Source organism: Flavobacterium sp. 123, from assembly GCF_003634825.1.
In the GTDB taxonomy this organism is placed as follows: domain Bacteria; phylum Bacteroidota; class Bacteroidia; order Flavobacteriales; family Flavobacteriaceae; genus Flavobacterium.
Window position 1 is genome coordinate 30,540 of sequence record NZ_RBXD01000001.1, and the last position, 18,149, is coordinate 48,688.

The following is an 18,149-nucleotide window of genomic DNA, read 5'->3' on the forward strand; positions in this document are numbered from 1 at the left end:
TTAAATTTTCAGAAATTAAAATTTACTTTTTTTCTAAATCAGTTATGATTTTAAAATATCTAAATTCTTTGTTTTTTGGATCAAAAAGTTCAATTTCAGTATAACTTACTTTGACATTATCTTTTTTATTAATCTCATTATTAGTCAATAAAGAAGCTGTTTCAAAATAATCTAATAAAAGAAAACTAAAATTTCTTCCATTTTTATCTTTTACCTGAAGTGTGATGAATTGTTCTGTTTTTATTTCGGTTACTTCACCTTCAATAAAAGTGATTTCTTTTGCTTGCTCCGCAGCATCATCCTCATCAACAGATCTTTTGCCCATTTCTAATATAATTTCTGGACAACTAACCATCATTTTCATTGCAACTTTTTCTCCTAAGTTTTTCAAACCTACTTCATCATCAAAACTTATTTTATCTTCAGGTTTAAATTCTGAAAGATGTGATGAATAACTTTGTATCATGCATATTCCAACTTGAGTTTGCATGTCCTTTTTATTCATCTTGGAATAATCAACCTTTTTTGTGTTTAAACATTCACAAGTTTCTTTCCCTACAATATCATAAGCATCTTGTGAATATGATATGGAATTACAAAGTACAATTAGAATCAAAAATATTTTTTTCATAATTATAAATCTTGTGCGTTAGCTATAAGTTCCGCTATATCCATTACTTTAACTTCGCCCTCTTTTTCTTTGTTTTTGATTCCATCAGTCATCATTGTATTACAAAAAGGACAACCTGTAGCAATAATTTGAGAATTAGTTTCTAATGCGTCTTCGGTTCTTTCAACATTAATTTCCTTATTTCCAGGTTCAGCATCTTTAAACATTTGAGCTCCTCCAGCTCCACAACACAATCCATTAGCACGAGATCGCTTCATCTCAATTAATTCTGCATCTAGTTTTTGAATTAAATCCCTTGGCGCTTCGTAAACTTTATTTGCTCTTCCTAAATAACATGGATCATGAAATGTAATTTTTTTTCCTTTGAATTCGCCACCTTCAATCGTTAATCTTCCATCATCTAACAATGATTTTAGAAACTCCGTATGGTGAACTACTTCATATTTTCCACCTAATTCAGGGTATTCATTTTTTAAAGTATTAAAACAATGTGGGCAAGCCGTAACTATTTTTTTTACTTCATAGGCATTTAAGACTTCAATATTAGTCATTGCCTGCATTTGAAATAAAAACTCATTCCCAGCTCTTTTAGCGGGGTCACCTGTACAACTTTCTTCGGTACCCAGAACAGCAAAAGAAACATTTGTACGGTTTAAAATTCGAACAAATGCCTTTGTTATTTTTTTTGCTCTATCATCAAAACTTCCTGCGCAACCTACCCAAAACAAAACTTCTGGTTGCTTTCCTTGGGCTAGCATTTCTGCCATTGTTGGCACTATTAAATTCTCTGACATATATTTTGTTGATTCGGTTATATGCTAAAACAAATAACCCATTAAAAAGTTATACGATTTAAAGACTATTCGTTTTTCCAGTTCAATCGATCTTGCTGATTGTACTGCCAAGGTGCGCCGTTATTTTCAATATTTGTCATCATTGCATTTATTGGCATTGGAGCTGCACTTTGCTCCATTACTAAATAGCGTCTCATATCCATAATAATTGAAAGTGGGCTAATATTCACTGGACATTCTTCAACACAAGCATTACAGGATGTACAGGCCCATAACTCTTCTGGGGAAATGTAATCATTCAATAATGATTTATTATCCGGTACAAAAACACCTTTGTTCAAATCGATATTTCTTCCTACCTCTTCTAATCGATCTCTTGTATCCATCATAATTTTACGAGGAGACAACTTTTTGCCTGTTAAATTTGCTGGACAGGATGAAGTACAACGTCCACATTCTGTACAAGTATATGCGTTCAATAATTGTACCCAATTCAAATCAGCAACATCACTTGCGCCAAATTTAGCTGGAACATCATTATCAATAACTGGCTGTACAGCAAAAGGATCTGCATTTGGATCCATCATAAGCTTTACCTCATTTGTAACCGATTCTAAATTATCAAATTGTCCTTGAGGATTTAAATTTGCAAAATAAGTATTTGGGAAAGCTAAAAGTATGTGCAAGTGTTTTGAGAAATATAAATAGTTCATGAAAACTAAAATCCCTACAATATGCAACCACCAGAATATTTCAGAAAATAACATAACTAACTCATTGGAAACTCCGTTAAAAAGAGGTTCAATAAATTGACTTATTGGGAAAGATCCAGCTTTAACAAAGTGCGAAAATCCACCTGGTACATTTTGCAAATGCAAATCGGAAGCATTCATTAATAAAAACAGAGACATCAATACCACCTCAAAATACAAGATGTAATTTGCATCTTTCTTTGGAGATCCATCCAAATCAGAACTTATAAATCGTTTTATTTTAATGAAATTTCTTCTGGACCAAAAAATAACAACAGCGACAATAACTAGTAGTGCTAAAATTTCGAACGAACCTATCAAAACATCATAAGTTAATCCTAAAAAAGAAAAAACTCTGTGAGTTCCCAACAAGCCATCGATAATTATTTCTAATAACTCAATATTAATTATTATAAATCCTACATAAACAATAATATGGAGTATTCCTGCCAGTGGACGTTTAACCATTTTAGATTGTCCTAGAGCAATCATTCCCATGTTTTTCCAACGGGCATTAGGATTGTCTTTTCTATTTACGGCTCTCCCTAAATTAATGTTTCTGATTATTTTTTTAATGTTTCCATAAAAATAACCAAACCCAATAATCAATACTATTGCAAATAACACATTATCTAAATAGTTCATAATTGCTAATTTTTAGCTTTCGAAATAGAATCTTTTACAGGACTAACATAAGGTTTGTTTTTCTTTCCAAAAAGAGAAACATTAACATATCGAGTTGGATAAAGTCTAACATCTTGAAGCAACAACTCCATTTCTTTAGTAGTTGATTTTAGATTATTATACAACGCTTCATCACTTAATAACTTACCTGCTGAACCTTTTCCTGATTTTAAATCTGACATAATCCCATCTACTTTAGACAAAGTTTCATTAAGATTTTTAACTGTTTTGCCTAAATCTGCTTTGTTTAAAGAGTCTGAAATTTTAGAAAAATCACCAGATATTTTATTGAAGTTAGAAACAACACCTTTAATTTGTGATTTGTTGTCGTCCAAAATTGTATTCACACTTGTAGAAGCTTTGTTAATTTGAACCATAGTCGTACTCAATTCAGAAAGAGTTCGTTTCAAATCTTCTTGAGTTTTTTTATCCAAAACATTATTCAAGCCAGAAACTAAATTATCAACGTTAAGCATTAGTTTTTCTAGCTTTTGTTGTAAAGGAGCTAATTTTTCACCCACTGATGAGGTAAGTCCTAATTTTACTTCACCTTGTAATTTTTGTCCTTCAACAGCTGGAGTTTTATTACTAAAATCTGGCAATATTGAAATTTGTTTACCACCTATGAATCCAGGCTCATATATAGATGCAATACTCGTTTTTGAAATTGGAAAATCTGTTTTTAGTTGTAATTCAACTAATAATTTTCCAGTGTTTTCATCTATGGTTATGCTATTGACTTTACCAATAATCAATCCATTTAATGTCACTGATGCTGATGGAGCTAATCCTTCAACATTATCATATTCAACATAAAAAGTTTTGTAATTTGTAAAAAGGTCTTTCCCTTTTAAAAAACTATACCCCCAAATGAATAGTAAAATAGAAGCAATAACCAGTATTGCTGTTTTAATCTCTCTTGTTATTTTCAAAATAAAAATATTTTTTGCAAAATTAATATAAAAAATTCGACTTGACGTTATTATTTGATTGCATCTTGGATACTAATTTTTTCGCCATTTTTGAAAGCAATCAAAAATGCAGAATCATATCCTTTTGACTTAACCTCTTCTAATTTACTTTTAGCTTCTTCATAATCAGCGGTTTCTCCATACATATACTTATAAACCCTATTATCAAAAGACATAGAGACTGATTTGAGCCCTTTAAAATTTCTAGGTTCTAAAGCTAATTTTCTCGCACTCGCAGACAATTGTACTTTATAAATAATTCCCGAAACCTCTTTTTTATTTTCTACTTTTTTTATTTCCGAAGAATTTATAACAGCTTTAGGTTTTACCGGAGTTGTAGTATCTTTTACAACTTTTTCGATAACCTTTTGAGACGGTCTAACTTCAGGAGTGTCGATATCTCCATTACCAAAATATTCATTTCTATAACTAATAATCGCATCAGCAATAGCTCTTGCAATTTCATTTTGGCCGTCTTCAGAATTTAGCTTATCACCCTCGATTGGATTAGATATAAATCCCATTTCTATAAGTACTCTAGGCATATATGCTTTATGAAGTACCATAAAAGGAGCTTGCTTTACTCCACCATGTCTTAATTTTTTACCTAAACCTGCAAAAGATTCTTCTACTTTACTTGCCAAAGAAATACTATTATCTAAGTATTCCTCTTGCATTAAAGTCATTCCTATCATGGTTTCAGGAGAGTTCGGATCAAAACCTTCGTATTTTTGTTTATAATCCTTTTCAAGGGTAATTACAGAGTTCTCTTTTTTGGCGGCTTCTAAATTTGATGCAATTTTATTCATACCCATCACATAGGTTTCTGTTCCATCTGCAGCCGTATTTTTATTTGCATTACAATGAATTGATACAAAAATATTAGCATCGGCTCTATTGGCAATGTTAGCTCTTTCAATCAAATCAATGAAAACATCTGTTTTTCTTGTATAGATAACATCAAATTTGGGTGTTGATTCTAATAATTTACCAACTTTCAAAACAACTTCCAAAGCAATATTTTTTTCGATACGCCCACTATAAACAGCTCCAAAATCATGAGCACCATGACCTGCATCTAATGCAACCTTGAAACGACTAGATTGACCGTAAGTACAAAAAGAAATTATAGTTAGAAAAAAAATAAAGAATACTTTAATTTTATTAGTAATATGCATAAATCTAAAAGTTAATTTAATTAAAACTCTTCCATTATAATTTTTTTATTTGACTATTTTTGACAAAAAATTATATGTAAGTTTGGCACGTCAAAAAACAAGCCATAATTTTACAAAAATAGCATTTAAACCTTTGCGTACAAACTTATTTAATATCGTTTTATTATCAATTTTCCTAACAATAGGAACTACAAAATTATATTCACAAGATATAACAAAAAAAACGACCGCTATACCCACTAAAAAACAAATAGATACCAAAATAACTGGTGTTAATCCTGCTCCAAAAACGGCGGAAATTTCAAAAAAAGAATTGGATACGGTCAAAAAAGATACTATTAAACCAAAAAAAATATTTTTGGATGGAAAGGTGAATTACAAAGCTGATAATTACGCTAAAATAGATCAAAAGAAAAAACTCATTACTTTATATGATAAAGCCGAATTATACTATCAAGACGTTGAACTAAAGTCCGGTATCATTGTAATGGATTATGAAAAAAATGAGGTTTATGCTGGTAGAATAAAAGATTCAACAGGTGCTTACACTCAATTTCCTAATTTCAAACAAGGTGCAAATGTGGTTGAACCCGATTCTATTCGCTTTAATTTTAAAACGAAAAAAGCATTAATTTGGAATTCAAGATCGGAACAAAATGAATTCAAAATAAAAGCAGCTGTGACCAAAAAAGAGAATGATTCCGTTTATTTTCTTAAAGGAGCCCGATTCACAACTTCGAAAGATGTAGACAATCCCGAATATTATTTTCAAACAAACAAAGTGAAATTTATTCCTGGTAAAAAAGTAGTTACAGGATTAACCAATATGGTTATTGCTAATGTCCCTACTCCTATTGCTTTGCCTTTTGCTTTTTTTCCAATGAGCAAAGAAACGAGCGTTTCGGGAATACTTTTGCCTAGTTATAACGATTCAAATACCAGAGGGTTTTCATTGCAAAATGGTGGATATTATTTTGCTCTAAGTGATAATTATGATTTAACAGTCTTAGGAGATTATTACACAAACGGAAGTTACGGGATGCGGTTTGAATCAAGTTATGCCAAACGATATAATTATCGTGGAAATTTAAACATTCGTTTTGAAAACCTAATCACAAGCGAAAGAGGATATCCTGATTATTTAAAACAAAACATTTATAATATTCAATGGTCTCACGCTAGAGATGCAAAGGCGAATCCAAATTCAAGTTTTTCAGCCTCTGTGAATCTTGGAAGTAGTAAATATTTTAAACGCTCCATCAATCAAAACAATATTGGTTCAAATCTTAATAATACATTAAGTTCTTCTGTTTCGTATAGCAAAACCTTCAACATGATTCCACAAGCAAGATTATCGTTGACGGCGACTCACTCTCAAAACACACAAACCGAAGAAATCAATATGACATTGCCAACTGTGCAGTTTAGTGTTGACAGAATCTATCCTTTTGTAGGCAAAGAGGGTGTAAAAAAAGGTTTTTTTAAAAATATCAATTTACAATATGACTTAAGTGGAAAAAACAGTATAACGACAACTGATTCCCTGTTTTTTAAACCTAAAATGTTTGATAATGCAAAAATTGGCGTTCAACATTCCATACCATTAAGTACTAATTTTAAATTATTCAAATATTTCAGCGCATCATCTTCTTTAAACTATAAAGAAGTTTGGTACACAAAAACTATTAAAAGAGAATATAATACGGCACAAAGTAAAGTTGTTGACACTAATGTAAACGGATTCGACGCCTATAGAACCTATTCGTTCTCCTCTAGCTTAGGAACTACAATTTATGGAACATTCAATTTTGGGAATGACAAAAAAATACAATCTTTAAGACACGTTATGCGTCCGTCTGTATCTTACAGCTATACACCAAGCTTTGAGAAATATTATGATACTTATGCCTCTGATGCGAGTGGAACAATGAAAAAATATTCAAGATTTGAAAGCGGGATTTTTGGAGCTCCAGGTCTTTCAAATTCAAATATTTTAGGTTTTGATTTAAGCAATACCTTTGAAGCAAAAGTTAGGGATAGCGATAGTACAAAAGTGGAACCTAAGAAAGTAATGTTACTAAACAACTTAAACTTCTCTACCAGCTATAATCTTGATGCTGATGGAGTAAATTCATTAGCATGGTCACCTGTAAGAGTAAGTGGTGGAACACAGTTGCTGGACAAAAAAATGAATGTAAACTTTGGAGCTACTTTAGACCCTTATGCCATTGATAATTCTGGAAAGAGAATGAATGTATTTAATATTGATAATGGCGGAAGTTTGTTTAGAATGACAAGTGCTAATATGACTTTAAATTATTCTCTTTCGAGCAAAGAAAAAGAACCTAAAAAAGATAAAAACAATCAAAGCCAGCGAAATGGTGGTCGAGAAGATGATTTGTTTGGAACAAATACAGACTTAAGTGACAGTAGAAAAAGCCAATTTGCAGAAAGCGAAGAAGGTGAAGATGTAGTTTCTGAATTTTTCAGTTCAAAATTACCTTGGGATATGACCTTTGCTTATTCTTTAACCTATGGCAACAACAACCGTGAAAAGAAAATTATTGGTAACTCAATAATGATTTCTATAAATGCTGATTTAACTCCAAAATGGAAAACTGGGATTTCTACCGGTTATGATTTTGTTCAAAAAGGAGTTACCTTTACTCAACTCCGCTTTGAAAGAGATTTGCTAAGCTGGAGAATGTCTTTCAACTGGACTCCATTTGGTAATAATGCAAACTGGGGCTTCTTTATTGGAATAAAATCGGGTATCCTAAGTGATATCAAATGGGATAAACGTAGTGTAAATAACAGATAATAGTATTATGAAAAAGATAATTTTTACAGATAAAGCACCTGCACCGATAGGTCCTTATAATCAAGCCGTATTAAAAGGAAATACACTTTTCACATCTGGGCAAATTGCAATAAACCCAGCAACTGGAGCATTAGTTTTAGATACTATTGAAGCGGAAACTACCCAAGTTATGGAAAACATGAAAGCAGTACTTGAAGCAGCTGGAATGACCTTTGAAAACGTAGTAAAAACAACCATTTTCATTATGGATATGAATGATTTTGGAAAAATAAATACTATTTACGGATCTTATTTCAACGAAAAAACCGCTCCAGCACGTGAAACGGTTCAAGTGGCATGTCTGCCAAAAAATGTAAATGTTGAAATTTCTATGATTGCAATGCTATAGCATTCAATAATAATTGCGCTGTTGCTTCATTTGTTGCCAATGGCACGTTATGAACATCACAAACACGAATCAGCATATTAATATCTGCTTCGTGAGGATGGCTTGATAATGGATCTTTAAAAAAGAACACCATATTGGTTTTACCTTCAGCCACTCTTCCTGCAATAAAAGCGTTTTGTTTTTAATTAAAAAATTAACTAAATCAACTTTTTTACCGTCATGAGCAATAATAGCAATTTCCATAAATTTTTATTTATTCGCTATGTGATATGCAATTAAACCATCAATTGGTCGTCTTAACACATTACCTAGAGTCATTTCATATTTATCAAATGTCAATTGTAATTCGTCTTTCAAATAGAAGGCAATTGAACCTACAAAGTGAACAGGAACTTCTTTACAATTATCATATTGTCTGATGTAATTTTTTACAAAAGATTTCATTCCTTTGAAAATAATTTTTTTGCAGAAATCATCTTCTTTATGTTGAATCAAAAACTTAGCAAACGTAGCTAAATACGCGTTAGGATTTGGTTCTTTGTATAGTTTGCTTTTGATATAATCTGGGTCTAAATCATATTCTTTTTCAAACTCAACAGCCAAATGTTTTGGCATTTTATTAAAATAGTATTTTCTTATTAGTTCTTTTCCAAAAACGTTACCACTACAGTCATCCATAACGATATAACCAAGTGATTGTACTTTTTGGTGCAATTCTTTACCATCAAAGAAACTACAGTTAGAACCAGTTCCTAAAATACTAACAATTGCTTGTTCGCCTTTAGGCGTAGTAGCATATACAGCTGCATAGGTATCCTCATGAACCGAAATTATTGCATTAGGAAAATAAGTTTGAAAAATTTGAGACAATTCAACTTTCAATCGCTCTGTTCCACAACCTGCTCCGTAGAAAAATAAATGAGTTGCATTTTTTTTATTTTGAAGAATATCAAAACGATCGTTAAGACGTTCCACTATTTCATCTCCTTCAAGAATCTCTGGGTTTAATCCTAGAGTTTGAGTTGTAAACAATACTTTTCCACTATCATCTATCGCAATCCAATCGGCTTTGGTAGAACCACTATCAACTATTAATTTCATTTTTTTGGTTTTTTTTTGGTTTAGTTTTTTTTAACTACTTTTTAAAAGTGTTTAAAATACACTTTTAAGCATGTAGATAAAATAATAAAATCCCGTTATTGTTAAAATAACGGGATTTTAAGCATTTATGTGAATTATTTTAAACCTGCAATGTGTACAGATAAGTCAATCAATTTACTTGAATAACCATATTCATTATCATACCAAGAGATGATTTTGAAGAAAGAAGAATTCAAACCAATACCTGCATTAGCATCAACAATAGAAGTTCTTGAATCAGAAACGAAATCTTGAGAAACAACTAAATCTTCAGTATATCCTAAGATACCTTTCATTGTAGTTTCAGAAGCTAATTTCAAAGCAGCCATAATTTCAGCATAAGAAGTTTCTTTAGCTAATTTCACAGTTAAATCAACAACTGATACGTCTACAGTAGGAACACGCATTGACATACCTGTTAATTTTCCGTTTAATTCAGGAATAACTTGACCTACAGCTTTTGCAGCTCCTGTAGAAGATGGGATAATGTTGCATGAAGCAGCACGACCACCTCTCCAATCTTTTCTAGATGGACCATCACAAGTCATTTGAGTAGAAGTAGTAGCGTGAACTGTAGTCATCAATCCTTCAACAATTCCAAAATTATCATTAATTACTTTAGCTAATGGAGCTAAACAGTTTGTTGTACAAGAAGCGTTAGAAACAACTTTATCAGTAGCTAAAGCTTTAGTATGGTTAACACCCATAACAAACATTGGTGCATCTGCAGATGGAGCAGAAATGATTACTTTTTTAGCACCACCTTTGATGTGCTCGTTTGCAGTTTCAACAGTAGTAAAGAAACCAGTACATTCAGCAACAACATCAACGTCAACTTCATTCCATTTTAAATCAGCTGGATTTCTTTCTGCTGTTACACGGATTAATTTTCCATTGATATACAATTGACCTTCTTTAACTTCAACTGTTCCATTGAAACGACCGTGAACTGAATCGTATTTTAACAAGTAAGCTAAGTGATCAACATCTAATAAATCATTGATAGCAACAACTTCTACATTATCTCTATTGAAAGACTCTCTAAAAACAATTCTTCCAATTCTTCCGAAACCGTTTATTCCTAATTTTACTTTTGACATTTTAATTTGATTTTAATTTGATTTTAATTTTTATTTAAGTCGATATTTATGGTTTTAGGTTCTCATAAAATCAAACCTTAAACATTAAATTCTGTATTCTAAATTGACATTATATCAGAAACACGCAATAATTCTCTATCTATTTCTGAGTGTCCTTTTATAGCTTGTTCCAATGGTGTAAGTGTAATTTGATCTTTGATAATTCCAGCCATATAATTTGACTTTCCTTCTAATAAAGATTCTACAGCCTTAACTCCTAACCTGCTTGCTAAAACTCTATCAAAACAAGATGGAGAACCTCCTCTTTGCATATGACCTAGAACCGAAACTCTAACATCATATTCTGGGAAATTAGATTCAACATAATCTTTAAGTTCAAATACGCTCTTGCCTATTTTATCTCCTTCAGCAATAACAACTATACTTGATGATTTTCCAGCTGCCTTACTTTTCTTAAGTGAATCTAGTAATCTATCTAAACCTAAATCTTCTTCTGGGATTAAAATTTCTTCAGCTCCTGCTCCAATTCCGGCATTTAAAGCGATATGTCCAGCATCACGTCCCATAACTTCGATTAAAAATAATCTATTATGTGAGCTTGCTGTATCTCTAATTTTATCTATAACTTCAACAACTGTATTAAGGGCTGTATCATATCCTAAAGTATGACTAGTTCCATAAATATCATTATCGATTGTTCCTGGTATACCAATTACTGGGAAATCATATTCGCTATTGAATAACAACGCTCCTGTAAAACTTCCGTCTCCACCAATAACTACTAATGCATCAATTCCTGCATTAACTAAATTTTGGTGCGCAATTTTTCTTCCTTCTGGAGTTCTGAAATCTGCAGAACGTGCTGATTTTAGAATAGTTCCTCCTTTATTAATAATATTATTTACGCTGCGAGGCCCCATTTCTTTGAAGTCTCCTTCAATCATTCCTTGATAACCTCTATAAATCCCTACACATCCTATATTGTGAAAAGCACATGTTCGAACAACTGATCGTATAGCAGCATTCATTCCTGGTGAATCTCCACCTGATGTTAGTACTCCTATTTTTTTTATTGTATTTGACATTATTTATGTATTAAAAGTGTAAATTTAGCAAACATCCCGCACTTACAAAGCTATGTTTTTAATAAATTAGAAAAACGCATTAAATTCAAACGTTTTCGTTGATAAGTTTTCAAAAAAACAAAAAAAAATACGTTTTATTTAATAAAAAACAATTATTTAGTTATATTTTGATAAATAGTAATTTTAGTCTTAAAAAAACCGACATATTACGATTTGGGTCTTTTTAAAAAATTACTTAATCCTCTTCTGGAATAACGGCCTCTTTGTTGTTTTTGGGACTATCTTTTTTTGATTTTTTCGTATTATAAAAATTAATATAATCTGGCGAAATTGCCGAATCTTGATCGATATATTCTGGACTTATAACTCTTTCTATTTTGTGTTTTTTGAATATTTTATTCACAAGTTCTTTAAATGTATCAAAATCTACTTCATAAGAAATACCAGCTCCTTGTGTATATCCTATTCCCTGTCCGATGTAGTTAATATCATTTTCTTTGTTAAAAAGACGTAAATTCATAGTCCCGTCTTCATTAACTCGGTACAAAACTTCAAGATCCCCAACAATTGCCGATTCATTAATTCCACCAAAAGGAACCCCTACTTTTCCATTTATAGTAATTCGCTCATTTATTTTGGATGAAATTGTAGCCACAAAACGCCCGTCAGTTTCTCTTCCTAACCTCTTATCTGCCCCAATAACATTAATTCCAACTTGAAATTTATCATTATCTGATTTTATAAACCCTCCAAGTAAACTGGTAGCCGTCTCAAATAAACTTCCTGATAAAAAATCAGATCTGTTAACTCCTTCAGGACTCAAAAATCCTCCTGATGACAATAAATACAAAGCCTGAGTTTGCCTAACATCTTTATCTGTTAACTTGTATTGTATTTCGGATTTTAAGACATTACTTACTGTTGGAAAATCAATATTAAAATCTGGATCAGGACTCATCAAATCTCCTCTTACCCCAATAATAACCTCAACTGGAACTTTTGTGTTGAACGATGAATTTTCTAATAAAACAGCAGGATTAGCGGTAGTTTTATAAACCGCCTCAAGATTCAATTGTGCTCTCATCGGATTTCCTTCCCATGAAATTGAACCTCCTTTTTTAACTGCAAATCTTTTGTCTATAAGTCCACCATATTTGAAGTTATAAGTTCCTTCATAGGCCTGGAAGTCACCCCACATATTAAATTTACCTAAGGTATTTATTTTGAACAAAAGAGACCCAAATCCTTTTCCTTTCATTCCGTGACCTGTATTACGATCTAAAATAACTTCAACCTCTGCATCTGGTGTAATATCAAAATCGAACTCCAGTTCAAGTCCATTATAATTCCTAGTTTTATCAACAATTCTATTTTTTATATTGTATTTTTCTTTAGCTGTCAAAAAATGTATGAAGCTATTATCACTAACACTTTCCGCATAATTAATAGGGATTTTTACGGAAGTACCTTTTTCCGATTTTGCATCAACTTTAATAAATAAAGAACCTGTTGGGCCTTTTATAGTTGCGGTTCCGTTAATAAAAGCAGTTCCAAAGTAAGCAGCATCTTCACTATCTTTTGTATCCAATGCCAATAATTTTTTAGAACTAATTGCTAAATCTAATTTCCAATCCGAAAAGTTTTTGTGCTCTACACTTCCATTCAAAGTTCCTTTTGTACCATACTTTGTATCTGTAAGCAAATTGTTTCTAAACAAGAATTTTTCGTCTGTTAAATCAACAATAGTTCTATCATTTAACTGATAATCCACATTAAGATAAGGAATCCCAATGCCAGCGCCATCAACATACAATCGACCATTAATATCCGGTTTAGAAAGTTTTCCTTCTATGGTTGAATTTCCTGAGGCAAAACCCCTAATATTCGATATTACATCACCTCCTATAGGTCCTAAAGTTGCTAAATTAAATTTGTCTAATTTTAGTTTTAAATCAAGAATTGTCTCTTTATCAACAATTTCAAAACTTCCATTAGCATTGAATGATTCCATGTTTTCATTCTCAAGAGAAGAATTCATGGTAAATTTTCTCAAATTTTCATCGCCTTGAATATCAAAATCTAAAGTACCTAAATCCGTATTGTTCAAATTTAAATGATCAATTACCAGCGCTGCTGTGGGTTGGAAAACTGCTTTGTTTTGTTTAAAATTGACATCCCCATTAATATTTCCTTTAAAAATGAACTTGTTGTTTTCAGGAGTAATTTTATTTAAATCAACATCTTTGAAACTTAATTTCAAGTCTTTATAGGTACTGTCTTTTATAACTCCTTTAAGTTCGATTAATTGATTTTCATGAGACAATAAAATATCATCAATGGTGAAATTTTTAAATGCTTTATCAAAAACAAGTTGATTATTTGGCGTTTCTTTTTCATTCAAAAACCACAAATAATCTTTAAATTTAACCTCGGACTTACTGATTCCTACAACATTATTATTGTCTTTATTAATTGTGTGGTATAAGTTTAAATTGTAATAATCTTCTCCTTTTTCTCCTCCTTTGAACTCCGTACGAAAGTACAAAGTGTCTTTCATTGTGACATTAATCAAACTAAAATCTCGAATTTTATAATATTTTGTTTTTATACTATCCAGCTCAATATAAGCGTTATAAAGCGGATTTTTATTATCAATAGAAACTCTTATATTATCAAATGTGTTTTTTGAAGCAACAATTTTAGGTGAATTAAAATTCAATTTAAATTCATTTGTATCAGAATTCAAATTCCCTTTTAAAACGGTATTGGAACCAATGGAAATTTCAGGATACAAAATCTCAATAATTTTACTGTAGATGGTAAAATCAAACTTTAAGAATTGTCCCTTATTGACTTTATGAGGTTTGAAATTTGTATAAAGACTCCCTAAAGAATTTCGGAGTAATTTATTCAACTGATTAAATTGAAATTTACCTATTATTTGCCCTTCAACAATATCTGGAGAGTTTACGTTTATTGTACGTACTCGATTTGCATCAAAATTTGAATTTACAGCAAAGTCATCAAAAACATAGGTTGATTTTGAATTTTGATAGGTAGTTTTTTTAATAAAAACAGCTCCTTGCAAATTTTCAATCGTATTTCCAGATGCTTGCACTACAACATCTCCTTTTAATAGTGAAGTAGTATCTTTAACAAATTTCAACTTGTGCAAATCGGCATTTTCAACATTAATATGGAAATCAAATCGGCTATCTTTTTTACTCAAATCAACTAAACCATCAAAAGTCATATTCAAATTAGGGTCGCTTACTGAGATTTGACCTTTATAAAGTGGTAACTTGAAGTTCCCATTCAAAATAACATTATGATAGGTATAGTTTTTATAATCTATTTGACTCAAATCACCTTTTATGGCAGTATTGAGGTACTTTTCAGAAAACCCTTTCCCATCAACATCTAGATTCAAAGTTACTTTGCCTAAATCTTTATTTTCAAGAAAAGTTCCAATATCAAAATTCCCCAATACCACATTTCCTAAATAAGTAGCATTGTCAATGAAATTAATATTTTCCATTACCAAATCTGATTCTACTTTACCTAAAGCTGAAGTCATCTTGAAACTAGCTGTAATTGCAGTTGTAGTAATTTGGGAATTTCCAATCAAATTTACAGTTCCTAGCTTTTTTAATCTAATTGGTAATCGTTTACCCAATACATTAGGCAATAACGCAACGAGATTGTCATAACTGGAAGTAAGTTTATCAAATTTTCCATTCATGTAGAATTTCTGTTCTTTTTTAGGAAAGAGATTCTTAAACCTTATTTCGCCTATTAATTGGGTGTTTCGAGAATCTACAACTCTTAATTTAGTAAATTTCAGATCGTTTAAAGTTCCCTTGATTTTAGATCTGATATAAAAAAGTTGGTTTTTACCTAACTCTTTATAAAAACCTCGAATGTCATTTGAAGCTAAAATAGAAGGTTTTAATTTGACATCAAATTTCACCTTGTTGTTGAAATCTGCGAAATCTTCAATTTTATAATTAAGCGTAACCGTTCCCTTAACCTTAGATTCTTTAGTAGTTAAATCTAAATTATCAAGTTTGATTTGTTTTTTTGTATAGCTGAATACGGAACTTAAATTAGTCACGTAAATTCCACGATGATCTAAAAACGACATGGTTTTAATGTTCGTATTAACATCTGGACCAAAAAGTTTAAAATCTGAAATATGAGTGTTTAGTTTTGTAAAATCAACATCTTTAGGCACCGCACGATTTTCATCCGTAAGTAGAAAATGACCTTTAGTAATATAGGCTTCCTTAGCTGTAAGTAAAAAGTGTTTGCCTGAAGTTTTTTTACCTGTATCAAAAGCCCTAATAAATCGATCTAAATTAGTTTCCTTTTCGTTTTTATAAGTTTTTAAGTTAAAAAGCAATCCGTCTAACCTTAATTCTTTAAAAATCAAATCTCCATCCAATACTCTTTTGCTATCCAGAAAACTAGTTTTAATTCTATTGCAATAAATCAAAGTGTCTTTATGATGATCCAGAATTAATACCTTTTTGAACTTAACACCTCCAAAAGAAGATATGGCTACTCCATCTATTGAAATATTAACCCCATAATCTTTATTGATAGTTTTCATGAAATACTGGGCAATCCTTGTTTGCACAGCTGGCAATGTCAAGGTAATTCCCAATACTAACAAAAGTAGGATAAATCCAAGTAGAGAGCGAAATAGTATTTTTCTAATTTTTTTGATACCTTTTATTTTAATTTTTCGAAAATCTAATTTGGCTATCGAAACAGCAATTCTTTAAATAAAAATTCTTTAATTTTGGCTCCTGCAATTTTTTCAAACAGATTGTCAAATATAATTCAAAATTTGTGCCTTTATATGCAAAATCCAGAGGTTTTTATTCTTGCCATCGAAAGTTCTTGTGACGATACCGCAGCAGCAGTTTTACATAACGATAAAGTATTATCTAATGTTGTCGCTAATCAGCTAATTCACAATCAATACGGCGGTGTAGTTCCTGAATTAGCATCCAGAGCACATCAACAAAATATTGTTCCAGTTATTGATGCTGCACTTCAAAAAGCAAATATACAAAAAGAACAATTGTCAGCAATTGCTTTTACGCAAGGACCAGGACTTATGGGATCACTTCTTGTTGGTAGTTCCTTTGCAAAATCATTAGCTTTAGCTTTACAAATCCCATTAGTAGCTGTAAATCATATGCATGCGCACATTTTAGCTCATTTTATTGACGAAGAAGGATTTGACAAACCTACTTTTCCTTTTTTAGCATTGACCATAAGCGGTGGACATACGCAAATCGTAAAAGTGGATGGTTTTTTTGAAATGACAATTATCGGAGAAACTACAGATGATGCCGTTGGCGAAGCTTTTGACAAAAGTGCAAAAATATTAGGTCTTCCTTATCCTGGTGGTCCATTAGTTGATAAATATGCCCAATTGGGTAACCCAAAAGCTTTTGCTTTTACAAAACCAAAAGTTCCAGGAATGGACTTTAGTTTTTCTGGATTAAAAACAGCTATTTTATATTTCATCCAAAAGAAAAAAATAGAAAATCCCGATTTTATTGAAGAAAATCTAAACGATATCTGCGCTTCTATACAGCATACAATCATTGAGATTTTAATGGATAAGCTAAAACTAGCCGTAAAAGAAACTGGTATAAAACAAATAGCTATTGGCGGTGGTGTTTCTGCTAATTCTGGCATTCGAAACACATTAAAAGAAACAGAGAAAAAATACGGTTGGAAAACCTTTATCCCTAAATTTGAATATACTACCGATAATGCTGCAATGATTGGAATTGTAGGTTATCAAAAATTTTTACATCAAAATTTCGAAGCTTCATCAGTCGTTTCTAAAGCACGAATTCAATTCTAATCTATGCAATTATTTTACAATCCAAAAATAAACGAACTTACTGAAGACTTTTCATTTGATAAAGAGGAGAGCAAACATATCATTAAAGTATTACGTAAGAAAGATGGTGATATACTATACGTTACTAATGGTTTAGGTTTTCTTTTTAAAACAGAAATTACTTTAGCTTCAGATAGCAAATGCACCGTTAAAATTCTTTCTTTCGAAAAAAAGGAAGCACCAAAATTTCACTTACATCTTGCTGTTGCTCCTACTAAAATGAATGATCGTTACGAATGGTTTTTAGAAAAAGCTACCGAAATTGGCATTCAGGAAATAACCCCGATTATATGTGATCGCTCCGAAAGAAAAGTAACCAACAACGAACGATTTGACAAAATCATTCTGTCAGCAATGAAACAATCTAATGAATTGTATTTACCAAAACTGAATGAAGCCATTTCTTTTAAAGAATTTATCAAACGTAAAAATGAAGGAGCGCAATTAATTGCTCATTGTGAAGAAACAGATAAAAAAACACTCAAATCTGTTTTGAAAACAAATGAAAATGTAACTTTACTAATAGGTCCTGAAGGTGATTTTTCTGAAAAAGAAATTGCTCTAGCCTTAGATAATAATTACAACCCTGTGTCATTAGGAAATACAAGATTACGCACCGAAACAGCAGCAATTGTAGCTTGCCACAGTGTTGTTTTTTTTAATGAGAATTAAATATTTT

Annotated in this window: 13 protein-coding genes and 1 pseudogene; 4 read left to right on the forward strand and 10 right to left on the reverse strand. The window is 31.3% G+C overall.

The annotated features are described in order from the left end of the window. Positions 1-22: 22 nt before the first annotated feature. From C8C88_RS00150 to C8C88_RS00170, 5 genes are all read right to left on the reverse strand, one after another. A complete protein-coding gene (locus C8C88_RS00150) occupies positions 23-631 on the reverse strand; it encodes a hypothetical protein (protein WP_121336210.1) in 609 nt (202 codons plus the stop codon). Between the two features lie 2 nt (positions 632-633). Further along, positions 634-1,425 carry a (Fe-S)-binding protein gene (locus C8C88_RS00155; RefSeq protein ID WP_121336211.1) on the reverse strand — a complete coding sequence of 264 codons (792 nt, stop codon included), beginning with the start codon at positions 1,423-1,425 and terminating at the stop codon, positions 634-636. A 65-nt stretch (positions 1,426-1,490) separates the two neighbouring features. Next, positions 1,491-2,822 carry a (Fe-S)-binding protein gene (locus tag C8C88_RS00160; protein ID WP_121336212.1) on the reverse strand — a complete coding sequence of 444 codons (1,332 nt, stop codon included), beginning with the start codon at positions 2,820-2,822 and terminating at the stop codon, positions 1,491-1,493. A gap of 5 nt (positions 2,823-2,827) precedes the next feature. Beyond that, entirely contained in the window at positions 2,828-3,793 is a 966-nt protein-coding gene (locus tag C8C88_RS00165; protein WP_121336213.1) for an MlaD family protein, read from the reverse strand. A gap of 50 nt (positions 3,794-3,843) precedes the next feature. Continuing rightward, positions 3,844-5,010 (reverse strand): N-acetylmuramoyl-L-alanine amidase, encoded by a 1,167-nt coding sequence (locus C8C88_RS00170; RefSeq protein WP_121336214.1) that lies wholly within the window; start codon positions 5,008-5,010, stop codon positions 3,844-3,846. An 82-nt stretch (positions 5,011-5,092) separates the two neighbouring features. On the opposite strand from C8C88_RS00170, the gene C8C88_RS00175 reads away from it, so the two are divergent. Further along, positions 5,093-7,831, forward strand: a complete 2,739-nt coding sequence (locus C8C88_RS00175) for a putative LPS assembly protein LptD (RefSeq protein WP_121338505.1) — start codon at positions 5,093-5,095, stop codon at positions 7,829-7,831. A 7-nt stretch (positions 7,832-7,838) separates the two neighbouring features. After that, positions 7,839-8,219, forward strand: coding sequence for a RidA family protein (locus tag C8C88_RS00180; RefSeq protein WP_121336215.1), 381 nt, complete (start codon positions 7,839-7,841; stop codon positions 8,217-8,219). On the opposite strand, the pseudogene C8C88_RS00185 reads toward C8C88_RS00180, so the two are convergent. From C8C88_RS00185 to C8C88_RS00205, 5 genes and pseudogenes are all read right to left on the reverse strand, one after another. Beyond that, positions 8,200-8,462, reverse strand: a pseudogene (locus C8C88_RS00185) (methylglyoxal synthase). The gene C8C88_RS00180 and the pseudogene C8C88_RS00185 sit on opposite strands and share 20 nt — an antisense overlap. 6 nt (positions 8,463-8,468) lie before the next feature. Continuing rightward, on the reverse strand, positions 8,469-9,320 hold the full coding sequence (locus C8C88_RS00190) for an N-acetylglucosamine kinase (protein ID WP_121336216.1): 852 nt from the start codon (positions 9,318-9,320) through the stop codon (positions 8,469-8,471). 134 nt (positions 9,321-9,454) lie between these two features. After that, on the reverse strand, positions 9,455-10,459 hold the full coding sequence (gap, locus tag C8C88_RS00195) for a type I glyceraldehyde-3-phosphate dehydrogenase (RefSeq protein WP_121336217.1): 1,005 nt from the start codon (positions 10,457-10,459) through the stop codon (positions 9,455-9,457). Positions 10,460-10,557: 98 nt separating this feature from the next. Then, positions 10,558-11,544, reverse strand: coding sequence for a 6-phosphofructokinase (gene pfkA, locus C8C88_RS00200; RefSeq protein WP_121336218.1), 987 nt, complete (start codon positions 11,542-11,544; stop codon positions 10,558-10,560). Positions 11,545-11,779: 235 nt separating this feature from the next. After that, positions 11,780-16,156: a translocation/assembly module TamB domain-containing protein gene (locus tag C8C88_RS00205; protein WP_121338506.1), complete on the reverse strand. Its 4,377-nt coding sequence runs from the start codon at positions 16,154-16,156 to the stop codon at positions 11,780-11,782. A gap of 252 nt (positions 16,157-16,408) precedes the next feature. On the opposite strand from C8C88_RS00205, the gene tsaD reads away from it, so the two are divergent. Both tsaD and C8C88_RS00215 read left to right on the forward strand, forming a co-directional pair. Continuing rightward, a complete protein-coding gene (tsaD, locus tag C8C88_RS00210; RefSeq protein WP_121336219.1) occupies positions 16,409-17,431 on the forward strand; it encodes a tRNA (adenosine(37)-N6)-threonylcarbamoyltransferase complex transferase subunit TsaD in 1,023 nt (340 codons plus the stop codon). 3 nt (positions 17,432-17,434) lie between these two features. Further along, positions 17,435-18,142, forward strand: coding sequence for a 16S rRNA (uracil(1498)-N(3))-methyltransferase (locus C8C88_RS00215; protein ID WP_121336220.1), 708 nt, complete (start codon positions 17,435-17,437; stop codon positions 18,140-18,142). The last annotated feature ends 7 nt before the right edge of the window (positions 18,143-18,149 follow it).